At 70.6% G+C, this 11,870-nt stretch carries 10 protein-coding genes and 1 tRNA gene; 8 read left to right on the top strand and 3 right to left on the bottom strand.

Annotated features, from left to right (window positions below; genetic code table 11):
- The first annotated feature begins 20 nt into the window (after nucleotides 1-20).
- From traB to ACGFRG_RS08650, 5 genes are all read left to right on the top strand, one after another.
- Complete coding sequence (gene traB, locus ACGFRG_RS08670; protein WP_393262560.1) at nucleotides 21-2,096, top strand: plasmid transfer protein TraB; 2,076 nt, start codon at nucleotides 21-23, stop codon at nucleotides 2,094-2,096.
- Nucleotides 2,097-2,251: 155 nt separating this feature from the next.
- Nucleotides 2,252-3,106: a bifunctional DNA primase/polymerase gene (locus tag ACGFRG_RS08665; RefSeq protein WP_393262558.1), complete on the top strand. Its 855-nt coding sequence runs from the start codon at nucleotides 2,252-2,254 to the stop codon at nucleotides 3,104-3,106.
- Nucleotides 3,103-4,977 carry an ATP-binding protein gene (locus tag ACGFRG_RS08660; RefSeq protein ID WP_393262556.1) on the top strand — a complete coding sequence of 625 codons (1,875 nt, stop codon included), beginning with the start codon at nucleotides 3,103-3,105 and terminating at the stop codon, nucleotides 4,975-4,977. The genes ACGFRG_RS08665 and ACGFRG_RS08660 overlap by 4 nt, the downstream gene beginning before the upstream one ends.
- 5 nt (nucleotides 4,978-4,982) lie before the next feature.
- Nucleotides 4,983-5,174, top strand: coding sequence for a helix-turn-helix transcriptional regulator (locus tag ACGFRG_RS08655; RefSeq protein WP_393262553.1), 192 nt, complete (start codon nucleotides 4,983-4,985; stop codon nucleotides 5,172-5,174).
- Nucleotides 5,171-6,577: a tyrosine-type recombinase/integrase gene (locus ACGFRG_RS08650; protein ID WP_393262550.1), complete on the top strand. Its 1,407-nt coding sequence runs from the start codon at nucleotides 5,171-5,173 to the stop codon at nucleotides 6,575-6,577. The genes ACGFRG_RS08655 and ACGFRG_RS08650 overlap by 4 nt, the downstream gene beginning before the upstream one ends.
- Nucleotides 6,578-6,710: 133 nt before the next feature.
- Here the strand turns inward: ACGFRG_RS08650 and ACGFRG_RS08645 are convergent.
- Nucleotides 6,711-6,798, bottom strand: a tRNA-Ser gene (locus tag ACGFRG_RS08645).
- 68 nt (nucleotides 6,799-6,866) lie between these two features.
- Nucleotides 6,867-6,998 carry a hypothetical protein gene (locus ACGFRG_RS08640; protein WP_393262547.1) on the bottom strand — a complete coding sequence of 44 codons (132 nt, stop codon included), beginning with the start codon at nucleotides 6,996-6,998 and terminating at the stop codon, nucleotides 6,867-6,869.
- Nucleotides 6,999-7,285: 287 nt separating this feature from the next.
- On the opposite strand from ACGFRG_RS08640, the gene ACGFRG_RS08635 reads away from it, so the two are divergent.
- Nucleotides 7,286-8,143: a helix-turn-helix domain-containing protein gene (locus ACGFRG_RS08635; RefSeq protein ID WP_361423416.1), complete on the top strand. Its 858-nt coding sequence runs from the start codon at nucleotides 7,286-7,288 to the stop codon at nucleotides 8,141-8,143.
- A gap of 130 nt (nucleotides 8,144-8,273) precedes the next feature.
- Here the strand turns inward: ACGFRG_RS08635 and ACGFRG_RS08630 are convergent, their stop codons facing one another.
- On the bottom strand, nucleotides 8,274-9,872 hold the full coding sequence (locus ACGFRG_RS08630; RefSeq protein WP_393262545.1) for a trypsin-like peptidase domain-containing protein: 1,599 nt from the start codon (nucleotides 9,870-9,872) through the stop codon (nucleotides 8,274-8,276).
- Nucleotides 9,873-10,202: 330 nt separating this feature from the next.
- Here ACGFRG_RS08630 and ACGFRG_RS08625 point away from each other — a divergent pair, with 330 nt between their 5' ends.
- Complete coding sequence (locus ACGFRG_RS08625) at nucleotides 10,203-11,015, top strand: glycerophosphodiester phosphodiesterase (RefSeq protein WP_393262542.1); 813 nt, start codon at nucleotides 10,203-10,205, stop codon at nucleotides 11,013-11,015.
- 109 nt (nucleotides 11,016-11,124) lie between these two features.
- Nucleotides 11,125-11,760, top strand: a complete 636-nt coding sequence (locus ACGFRG_RS08620; protein ID WP_361422911.1) for an ATP-binding protein — start codon at nucleotides 11,125-11,127, stop codon at nucleotides 11,758-11,760.
- Nucleotides 11,761-11,870: the final 110 nt, after the last annotated feature.

Genomic DNA, 11,870 nt, shown 5'->3' with positions numbered 1-11,870 from the left:
CCAGGCAAGGAGTCCAGGCCGTGTACGAGATCCTGCCCGAGCAGGTCTACGAGGAGCAGCTGCGGGCCGCGACCGGCGGCGGGGGCGTCATCGAGTACCTGCTGCACCGCGCAAAGCCGCATCTGCCCCCGTGGCTGGCCGGGATCGGGACCGGCCTGGCCTCCCTGCCCGCCCACCTGTTCTGGGCCGACAACGCTGCCGCCACCGCCGGGCTCACCCTCGCGTCCGTCGCGCTCACGTCGGCGACCTGGTGGGCGGGCAAGGCCACCACCCAGCAGCGCCGTCTGCACTCCGCGATCACGGTTGCCGCGTCGTCCGGTTGGTTCACCGCGGCCGCCATCGCGGGCCCGGGGACCGGTCCCCTGCCCGGCTTGTACTTCATCGGCGCCCCCACCCTGGCGCTGACGTGGAACATCCGGCAGATCCTGCGCCGCAACCCCGACCAGACCGGCAGCAGCGCGGACGGCGGGCTGCTCGAAAAGGTCGGCCTCGCCAAGACCCAGGTCACCGGGTCCTCAGTGGCTCCGAACAAGGCCACCTTCGACCTTCAGCTCCCGCGCGGCGAACTCACCCACGACGACGTCGCCAAGGCACTGCCCAAACTCGCGTCCGCGCTCGATGTCCCGCCCAACGCGGTCCGAGTCGTCAACGACCCCGACTCCGCCTCCCGGGTCCAACTCACCGTCGTGCCTCGCGACCTGCTGAAGAACACCGTCCCCTGCCCCGGCCCGTCGCACCCCGGCGGCTCGATCGCCGACCCGGTGCACGTCGGGATCTACGAAGACGGCACCGAGCCCGTCATGTACTTCCCTGGCGATGCTGCGGCCGCGCGCAACGCCATGCACCTCCTGGTCATGGGGATGACCGGCTCCGGGAAGTCCGAGGGCGCCGTCACCGCGCTCGCGGAAATCCTCACCCGCCGCGACGTGATCGTGTGGGCTTCCGACCCGGCGAAAGCCGAGCAGACCCTCGGCCCGCTGCTGCCCGCGATCGAGTGGGCAGCGCTCGACATGAAGTCGACCAAGGCGATGCTCGCGGCGCTTCAAGCGGCCATCCCCGCTCGGACCAAGTGGCTGGCCAAGTACGGCTACAAGCAGTGGGAACCGGCGTGCGCCGAAGTCCAGGCCGATGGCTCCCCGGGCATGCCGTACCTGATCGGCTGGTTCGAGGAAGCCGCCAAGACGATCCGCGAGACCGACGACGACGTCTTCACCGGCATCGGCCAGGAAGCCCGCTCCGCGGGCATGTCGCTGGTGGTCTCCATGCAGCGCGCTTCCGGCAACCAGGTCTCCACCGACACCCGCGCCTCCCTCGGCTCCACCTGGTGCTTCGGCGTACGCAACGACCGCGACGCCACCTTCGCCCTGGACGACGACGTCCTGGACGCCGGCGCCGCGCCGCACGTCTGGAAGGACAAGAAGCCGGGCTACTCCTACCTGGTCGCCAACGGCGTCCCCGAGGCTCTGTGGGCCACTCCCGCGCGCAGCTACCTGACTGCGCGCGAATACCTCGACTGGGTCGTCCTCGCCTTCGCCTCTGTGCGCGCCGCCGCCGATCCGGTCACCGAGGTTGCCGCGGCCAAGGCCGCCGGCCGCCAGTACACCCGGCGCACCCGCTATCCCCTGCCCGGCACCACACAGCCCGAGGAGGACACCGCCATGCCTGAGACCACGTACGACCAGAGCCTGGACGACGACTACGACGCGGACGAGGCCTTCGCCGGTGAGCCGACCTCGTACGACGCTGAGGAAGACGACGCGTACGACGAGGACCTGGACGACATCGACCCCGAGCAGCCGCTACCCGAACCCACCACGGTCGTCCAGTTCGCCGAACGTCCGCCCGCCCAACCGAAGATCCAGCTCTCCCCCGCACAGGCCCGGCGAGCCATGGACGAACTCCTGGACGAGTTCGAGGCGGAGGGCCGCACAGTGGTCCGCCCGGCCGACTTCATGGCGCACTGCGACCGCCACGGCCGATCCCGCTCCTGGGTCTCCGGGCAGGTTGCGGCGTTCGTCATGGCGGGCCGCCTCGAAGAGACCGACGAGACGGGCTCGTACCGCATCGTGCGCGATGAGGACGACGAAGCGGCCTGACGGCCCTGACGCGACAGACGCGTCAAACACCCCTGACGCCGGACCGCCCCGAACGCACAGGTCATACGTGCGCGCGACCCACGTCGGACGCGTCAGACACCGCCGCCTGACGCGTCCGACGCCCCTGGTCGCTGCCCCGCGAGAAGGAGAAGAGCATGCCCCGCCCCGCCCCCTGCACCATCGTCGACCGGGCGCTGGAAGCAGCCGAACACGGCCTCGCGGTCATCCCGCTAAGCCGTACCAAGCTGCCCGCGGTGCGCTCCCCACACCGCGCAGAGCGCCGCCCCGCGCGCTGCCGGGGCGAGTGCGGGCAGATCGGCCACGGCATCCACGACGCCACCACCGATCCCGACGCCATCCGGACCCTGTTCGCCGCCGCCCCCTGGGCCACCGGCTACGGCATCGCCTGCGGCGCACCGCCGCATCACCTCGTCGGCGTGGACCTGGATGTGAAGAACGACGTCGACGGGATCGCCAACTTCGAGCGTCTGGCGCACGACCACGGCTTCACGGTTCCCGAAACGGTCAGCGTGACGACCCCGAGCGGCGGCCTACACCTGTGGCTTCGTGGTCCGGCGGACCGCACCGTGCCGAACTCCGCCGGCCGTCTGGCGCCAGGCATCGACGTACGCGGCTCGGGCGGTTACCTGGTCGGGCCAGGGTCAATCACCGTGCGCGGGCAGTACGTACGCACCCCCGGGACCGAGGGACACCCGATCGTCGCGGCCCCGGCCGAAGTCCTGCAGCTGCTCGCCCTGGCAGTCTCCTCGCGAACACTTTCTCCCGCCCTGCCGGTCTCCGGTCGCCAGGCCATCGCCTTGGTGCAGTTCGTTCTCGATGCTCCGGATGGTCAGCGCAACGACCGCCTGTACTGGGCAGCGTGCCGAGCTCACGAGACCGACCAGGGCCCGAACATGGCACAGGCCCTCGGGGACGCTGCCGTGCACATCGGCCTCCCGGAGAACGAGGCTCGCGCCACCATCGCGTCCGCTGCCCGAGGCCGCCAGTGACCCTGCGCGCCAACGGCAATGCCTCCCCGACCCCCACTGCTCTCGCGCGAAGCATCGTCGAGGCCAACGGCATCGACCCCGACAAGAAGGGCCCCTCGCAGGCATCGCAGCTCGCCGCGCTCGCCCGCGAACGCTACGAGCTGTTCATGTCGGACGACGGACGCCCGTACGGCGTGACGATCGACGGTCCCAACCTCGCTCTCCCGCTGCGAGGCAAGGCCGGCCTGCGCTCCCAGCTCGCCCGCCAGTTCGCTGACAGCAACAACGGATCGGTCCCGTCCCAGTCCGCTCTCGCCGATGCCATGACCGTCCTGGAAGGAATCGCCGCAGTAGCGGACCCGCGTACGCCCCACTTACGTGTAGCCAGGCACCACGAGCGCATCATCATCGACCTCGGCACCTCCGACGGCCGCTGCGTCGCCGTGGACGCCGACGGCTGGCAGCGCCTGTCGGCCTCTCCCGTGGTGTTCCGCCGTTCGGGCGCCATGAAGCCCCTCCCGGAACCGGTCAGTGACGGCGACGGCCTGGCCAAGCTGCGCACGCTCCTCAACACGACCGACGACGGCTTCGAGCTCTTGGCCGCGTGGCTGGTCGCAGCCTTCATCCCGGACCTGCCGCACCCGATCCTCGCGTTCCGCGGGGAACAGGGCACCGGCAAGTCCAAGGGCGCGGCCATGGTCATCGGCATCATCGACCCGTCCGGCGCCCCGAAGCGCACGGCACCCCGCGACCTGAAGTCCTGGGCTGTACAGGCTTTCAACTCGTGGGCCATCTGCCTCGACAACGTCTCCACTGTCCCGGACTGGCTGTCGGACGCCCTGTGCCGAGCGGTCACCGGCGACGGCATCGTCGACCGAGCGCTCTACACGGACGACGACGTGGTCGTCCTCGAATTCCGGCGCGTCCTGGCGATGACCACCATCGACGCCGGCGCGCTCGCGGGCGACCTCGCCGAACGCCTCCTCACGATCGAGCTCCAGCTCATCCCCGACCACAAGCGCCGCGAGGAAGCCGAGCTGGACCAGGCGTACGCCGACGCCCACCCCGCGATCCTCGCCTCCCTGTTCGACCTCCTGGCCAAGGTCCTCAAGGCCTTGCCAGACGTCGAGCTGTGCGAACGCCCGCGCATGGCGGACTTCGCCCGCGTCCTGGCCGCCGTGGACCACGTGACCGGCTGGCACACGCTGGACTCGTACAGGTCCGCCACGGCCGACGCCGTGGCGGATGTCCTGGACGGGGAGCCGTTCGCCCAAGCCGTGGTCGACCTGGTCGACAAGGCAGGCGCCGGGGGTATCACCGTCACCGCCTCGCAGTTGCTCGAACAGGTTGTGACCCCCGACAAGCTGCCGAAGAAGTGGCCCAAGGACCCCACCCGCGCGGGCGGACAGCTGAAGCGCCTCGCGCCGGCGTTGCGCACGATCGGCATCGAGGTCGACGACTCCCAGCGCGGACCGAAGCCGAAGAAGCAGCGCCTGTACAAGCTCACACCATCCCCAGAGAGAAGGTGCGAAACAGCGTCCCCAGCGTCCCCCACCGCCCCTGAAACGCCCGTGACCTGCACAAACAGGGGGGACGCTAGCGCGACCCCTTCAGCGTCCCCCCTCCGGGCCCGGGGGGACGCTGGGACCGCTGAGGGGGACGCTGTCCTCTTCCCAGCGTCCCCCCACGACACCACCTCTGACCTGCATGAATACGAGCAGGGGGACGCTGGGACCGCTGGGGACGCTGAGATGCAACCTCTCTCTGCTCCCGCCACCTCGTGCACCGCCTGCGGCTACCCGCTCGACAGCGCTCTGGCCGCGTACGGCGAGACCGCCCACCCCGGATGCGACCCCACACCGCCCACCGAGCCGATCACCAAGGGGGTTTGATCACCTTGCGCCGAGAGCCACACCTGAAACTCGCCGACGTCCTGCACGAGCTCGATATGTCCCGCGCTGCCTTCTACCGCATGCGCGCCCGGGGCAAGTCCCCCAAGTGCATAAAGCTCCCCAACGGCCAGCTGCGCTTCCGCCGGGCCGACTTCGACAAGTGGCTCGACAACCTGGAGGAGGACCGCACTTGTTGACGTACGACGTCGACATCTGGGCCTTTCGGAAACGCGCTCGCCGGAGAAAGCCGTGGGAGCTGCGTTGGCGGGTAGGGACGCAGACACATTCCAAGAGCTACCTGACCAGTGCACAGGCAGACGGGCGCCGCTCCGAGCTAATGTCCGCGCTCCGAGACGGGCAGCGGTTCGATGTGGAGACCGGGCTTCCCGAGAGGGAGCTGGCCGCTCTCGCCATGCCCACGTGGTTCCAACACGCCAAGGACTACGCCCTGATGAAGTGGCCCGGGGCTGCCGGAAAGCACCGGGCGAACATCGCCGAGTCGCTGGCCGTCGTCACCCCGGTCTTCGTGACCACGCACGATGGCCAGCCGGACTCCAGGATCCTGCGCACTGCCTTGTACCAATGGGTGTTCAGAGCCACGAAAGCCGAGGGCGGCGACTACATATCGCGCTCCGACGCAGAAGGCGTCCCCGAGGAGATCAGAGAGGCTGTCGGCTGGATCGCGGCCAACTCGCTCAAGGTCGACGAGGCTGCGCGACCCGAATACGTCCGTGCAGCCTTCATTGCGATCTCCAAGTTACTGAACGGGGAGCAAGCGGCCGAGAACACGGCCAACCGCAAGCGCATGGTCCTCAGCAACGCGTTCCGGTACGCGGTCGAAGAACGTGCGCTGTTGACCCGTCACCCGTTCTTTGCGGTCGACTGGTCAGCGCCCACCAGGTCGGACGAGGTCGACTTCCGTTACGTCCCGGGTCCTCGGCTTGCCCGTGATCTGATCGGAGCGGTCGCCAAGCAAGGGCCGCGGGGCGAGCACCTGGAGGCGTTCTTCGGCGCGATCTACTACGTCGCCACCCGGCCCGGTGAGGCCGTCGCTCTCCGCGAGGAGGACTTTGTTCTCCCGCCCGAGAGCGAGCCGGATGCATGGGGCGAGGTGCTGGTCTCGGAGAGCCATCCCGAGGTCGGTTCGGGGTGGACGGACAGCGGAAAATCCCACGACGAACGCGGACTCAAGCACCGTGCGAGCAACGCCGTCCGCGCTGTGCCGATCCCTCCGGTGTACGTGCGGATGGTCCGCTCGCATATCGCCCGCTTCGGCGTCGCCTCCGATGGACGGATCTTCCGGGCAGCACTCGGCGGCCGGCTCACGTCGAACGAATACTGCGCAGTCTGGGACACGGCACGAGAAGCCGTCCTCAGCTCGAAGGAAGCCAAGACGAAGATGGCTGACGTGCCGTACTCCCTGCGTCATGCCGCGATCTCGCTCTGGATCAAGCAGCGTGTGGACCCGGTAGAGGTCGCGTACCGGGCCGGCCACAGCGTCGCGGTGCTCTACCGTTTCTACGCCAAGATCCTCAAGGGTGGTTCGGCGCGGGCCAACGCGCTCATCCAGGCGGGTCTTGAGATCGGGGACGACGCCTGAACCTGGCCCGCGGCTGGCCCAGACGCCCTGATCGGGACCGGGTCACAGGCGAGAAACCGTGAGACAGTTCGAATAAGTCAGGGGTGCCGCCGTATCGGTGGCACCCCTTCTGACCTGGGCCTTGTGGCCCCTGTGGCGGTGGGTGTGGGATTTGAACCCACGGTGACTCGCGCCACGACGGTTTTCAAGACCGTTCCCTTAGGCCGCTCGGGCAACCCACCCTCGCCCCGGCCGAGCAGCGGCGGAGCGACTACAGACTAGCGGAGGGCGGGCCGACGGCGGGGAGGGGTCAGTTCGAGGGGCCCCGGTTCCCGTGGCCGGTCACGGACGAGTACGCGCCGACCATGAGACTCATGCCCGGGCCGTCCCAGTACCAGCCGAAGTAGCCACCGCTCGACGTGGGTCCGTACGCCCATCTCACGGGAAGGCTCCTGTTCGAAGGGCGTGGAACGAGGGGGCCGGGCGGCGCGCGCTTCGGGTGTTTGCGCCGCCCCGGCCGAGGTGGAAGCCCCAGCGTCGCCCCGCGCCGTACCGCCCATATTGTTCGAACGCGACATGATCCGGACGGGTGCCGTCCGGCTTCTGAAAATGTCGTGCCGGTCGCCCATCCGCCGCCCCACGGCGCAGATTTGACCCGCCGGCGCATTGTCCCCGTACGCGCGCCGGTGCAGCATTTCCCTGTCTCGGACAGGGGGTACGAGCGTGTCCATGCCACCGGGCTCGGCGCACGGCCGACCCGTACTCACCCGCGCACTCGCCTCTCCCGGCCTGCGGGACATCGTCCGGTCGTACGCCGGATACGCCTACGACCGGGACTCCCCGCAGCGGCGGATGGTCCTGCCGGACACCCTCGCCACCATCAGCCTCGGCCTCGGCGGCGGATCCGTGCGGACGGACAGCATGGTGGATCCGGCCGACTCCGTCAGCGCGCCGTCCCGGGCCGCCCTGCCGGTCATGCACGCGATGATCGGCCACCACGAGGGCGGGGTCCGGGGTGTCGTGGTGCGGATGACGCCGATGGGCGCGTACCGGCTCTTCGGCGTGCCGATGTCCGAATGGGACCTTCCGCATCTCGATCCGGTCCATGTGCTGCCGCGTGTTCTGCGCCATCTGCCGGAGCAGTTGGAGGCGGAGGCGGACTGGACGGAGCGGTTCCGGACGCTGGACCGGGTCCTGCTGCCGCTGCTCGAACGCGGCCCGGCGATCGCTCCCGAAGTGGACTGGTCCTGGCGGGAGTTGAACCGTACGCACGGGCGCGTACGCGTGGCCGAACTGTCCGCCCGTACGCACTGGAGCATCCGCCATCTGGAGCGCCGCTTCCGGGAACAGGTCGGGCGCTCACCGGGGGCCATCGCCCGCATCCTGCGCTTCAGCCGGGCGATGCGATTACGGGACGACGGGCTGCCCCTGGCCAGCGTCGCCCACCTCGCCGGGTTCCATGACCAGGCCCACTACAACCATGTGTTCAAGGCCATGACCGGGCTCACCCCGACCCAGGTGCCCGGCAGCCTCGCCGACTGGTCCCCTGTGGACAACCTGCTCCCGGCGCCCGCCACGCGCGCGTAGCGCCTCGCAGAGCTCTACGTAGCGGCAGAGCTCTACGCAGAGTCCGCCGACGGGCTCCACGAAGCGGTTCGTGGAGCCCGTCGGTCGAGGTCGGCTCGACGCCGTCGACCGGCGTCGTCGGCCGGCGCCGTCAGCTGTCGCCCTTGCGCTCCCCCAGCGTGACCGTGACCGTCGTCTCCTTGCCGTCCCGCTGGAACGTCAACGGCACCTGGTCGCCGGGCTTGTGCGTCCAGATCTCGCTGATCAGGGTCGGGCCGCCGTCGATCACCGTGTCGCCGAACTTGGTGATGACGTCGCCGGGCTTGAGGCCCGCCTTGTCGGCCGGGCCGCCGGCCACGACCGCCGCCGAGCCGCCGGCCGCCTGCGGGGAGATCTTGGCGCCCTGGCCCTTCGCGTCCATGGCGACCGTCGCGCCGATCACCGGGTAGACCGGCTGACCGGTCTTGATCAGCTGCTCGGCGACGTTCTTCGCCTCATTGACCGGGATCGCGAAGCCGAGGCCGATCGAGCCCGCCTGCGACTGGCCGAAGCCGCCGCCGCTGCCGGCCGACTGGATCGCCGAGTTGATGCCGATGACGGCGCCGCGCGAGTCGAGCAGCGGGCCGCCCGAGTTGCCCGGGTTGATGGAGGCGTCGGTCTGCAGGGCGCTCATGTACGAGGACTTCGAGTTGCCCCCGTCGCTGGACGACACCGGGCGGTTCTTGGCGCTGATGATGCCCGTGGTGACCGTGTTGGAGAGGCCGAACGGCGCGCCGATCGCGATCGCGGAGTCGCCCACGGCGACCTGGTCGGAGTTGCCCAGGGAGAGCGGCACCAGGTTGGCCGGGGCGTTCTTGAGCTTGATGACGGCCACGTCGTAGCCCTGCGCCCGGCCGACCACCTCGGCGTCGTACTTCTTGCCGTTGGAGAACGTCGCCGTCAGCTTGCCGCTGGTGGCGGCGGACGCCACCACGTGGTTGTTGGTGAGGATGTGGCCCTGCTTGTCGTAGACGAAGCCCGTGCCGGTGCCACCCTCGCCGTCGCCGCCCTGCGCCTCGATCGTCACGACGCTCGGCAGCGACTTGGCGGCGACCGCCGCGACCGTGCCGGGGTCGCGCTTGAAGTCCTTCGGGGTGTCGGAGGCCGAGACGGTGGTCGAGCCCGTCGAGTTGTCCTCGCGGTCCGCCGCCCAGTAGCCGATGGCTCCGCCGACACCGCCCGCGACCAGCGCGGCCACCAGGACGGCCGCGACCAGACCGCCGCCGCGCCTGCGCGGCGCCTGCGGCTCCGGCACGGGCGCGCCCCAGACGGGTCCGCCGCCCTGGGCGCCACCGGCTCCGCCGCCGTACGCGGGCAGCGCGGGCGGGGGCGGCGGCCAGCCACCGGCCGCCTGGGCGTGCGCGGCGGGTGCCCCGCCATGCTCCTCGCCCGGCACCGGTCCGGGAAGCTGCGCGGTGACGGGCTCCTGCGCGTGCGTGGCGGCTGCCTGCGGCACCGCGTGCGTGGCGGCCGTCTCCGGCGCCGCCCCCTGCGCGGGCTGCACCGCGGTCTGCTCCGGGCCCACCGCGGCCTGGACCGCGGTCTCGGCCTCGGCCGCGCCGGCAGCCTGGGCGGCAAGCTGCGCGGCGGACCGCTCCTCGGCCCGTACGGACTCCTCGGACGTCACGGCGGGGGCGGGAGGCGCGGGCGGTGCTGACGACGGGGCAGGCGGGACGGCCGGGGCCGCGGTGCCCTCGTTCTCGGTGCTCACAGCTCTCTCTCCTCGGTTCCACTCGGTCTCGGGGTCGGCACGATCGGTACGGTCGCCCCGTTGCCCGTACGGTCGCTGCCTGCTCGGTACGGTCGCTGCATCGCGGCGTGGGGACGGCGCCACCGACCATGGTGCGCCAGGGGTCCGACAATCGCGTAGTGCGACCGGCGGACATGTGCACATGTCAGGGCTCAGCTTTTCCCACAACCTGTCAGGCCACTGTAAGCAGGACCTGTGTATCCCTGCCCGCCACTGCGCCCGCGCCCCCGGCTGTGTCCGCGCCCCGGCCCAAGCCGCCCGTACGCAGCCGGGCAGTGGCACGATGACGCGGTGACCCAAGCACGGCAGCACGACAGGCATTCCTCCCACCGGGCCTCCATCCAGGTGGTCGCCCACCGGGGCGCGTCCGAGGACGCGCCCGAGCACACCCTGGCCGCGTACATGAAGGCCATCGAGGACGGTGCCGACGCCCTCGAATGCGACGTACGGCTCACCGCCGACGGCCATCTCGTCTGCGTCCACGACCGGCGCGTCAACCGCACCTCCAACGGCCGCGGCGCCGTCTCCGCCCTGGAACTCTCCGCGCTCTCGGCCCTGGACTTCGGCTCCTGGAAGGACAGCGAGGAGAGCCCGGACTGGGGCGACCCGTCCTTCACCTCGGTCCTCACCCTGGAGCGGCTCCTCGAACTCGTCGCCGACGCGGGCCGCCGCATCGAGCTGGCCATCGAGACCAAGCACCCCACCCGCTGGGCCGGCCAGGTCGAGGAGCGGCTGCTGCATCTGCTGAAGCGGTTCGGCCTCACCGATCCGCCGCCCGCCGACGAGAGCTCGCCGGTGCGCATCATGAGCTTCTCGGCGCGCTCCCTGCACCGCGTCGCGGCGGCGGCGCCGGACATTCCGACCGTCTATCTGATGCAGTTCCTCTCGCCCCGGCTGCCCGCGGGCGCCGGGATCGCGGGTCCGGGGATGCGGATCGTGCGCAATCACCCCGGCTACATCGCACGGCTGCACGCGGCGGGCCACAAGGTGCACGTCTGGACGGTGAACGAGCCGGAGGACGTCGAGCTGTGCGTACGCCTGGGGGTGGAGGCGATCATCACCAACCGCCCCAAGCAGGTACTCCAGCAGCTCGGACGCCTCTGACACACACCTCGCAGCGCCTCTCCGGGCGCCCGCTTCCCCAGCCGCGTCACCAGTAATACTGGTGACAGGGAGTGCACCGGCGCGTTCGGTCCGTATTCGATCGTTACGAGTGCGTCACCAGACGTCGGTTGGCCGGTTTCCGGTCCAGTCCATTGGGGCATCCACACCGTGGCGTGGGGTGAAGGAGGTCTCGGGGGTGGCGTTGGTGGTGGCACAGGAGGTGCCCACGTCGTCGAGCATGGCCGTGCCCCACGGCCCTGCGGGCGTGGGCAAGGCGAGACACCGGATGCGTGAGCAACTGCTCGGCAGCGGCGTGTCGGAGCCCGTCGTGGACGATGCCGTACTGGTCCTTTCCGAACTGCTCAGCAACGCCTGCCGGCACGGCAGGCCGCTGGGCCGAGCAGACGTCGGCGACGGCGACGTCCGGGCGGCCTGGCGCATCGACAAGGCGGGGCGCCTCACCGTCGAAGTGACGGACGGCGGCGGCCCGACCCGACCGATTCCGGCCACGCCGTCGGTGACCGCACGTGGCGGCCGCGGTCTGAACATCATCAGCGCGCTCGCCCAGGACTGGGGCGTACGGGACAGCGCGTCCGGGGAGGTCACGGTCTGGGTGATCATCACCACCGGGCCGGGACACGGCCACGGCCGTGAGAACGGGCACGCACCGGCCCCCGACGACCTCGTCGCGCGCGTGGCGCCGCTCGGCTTCGACTTCGCGGACGCGTTCGACGACCGAGACTGATCCAGGCCCCGCCCCGGGGCACGCGCGCCGGACCGGGCTCACACCGGGCGACCGGGACCGACCCGCACACCGCGCGCCGGGCAGCGAGCCGGACCGACCCCCGCGGCGAA

This window comes from Streptomyces sp. NPDC048696 (genome assembly GCF_043198895.1).
Lineage (GTDB): Bacteria > Actinomycetota > Actinomycetes > Streptomycetales > Streptomycetaceae > Streptomyces.
This window is presented reverse-complemented; position numbering and strand designations above follow the sequence as displayed.

Bases quoted from the DNA above. Each gene is read 5' to 3' on its own strand.
- ACGFRG_RS08665 (WP_393262558.1), top strand. From the start codon at position 2,252: ATGCCCCGCCCCGCCCCCTGCACCATCGTCGACCGGGCGCTGGAAGCA.
- ACGFRG_RS08635 (WP_361423416.1), top strand. From the start codon at position 7,286: ATGCCACCGGGCTCGGCGCACGGCCGACCCGTACTCACCCGCGCACTC.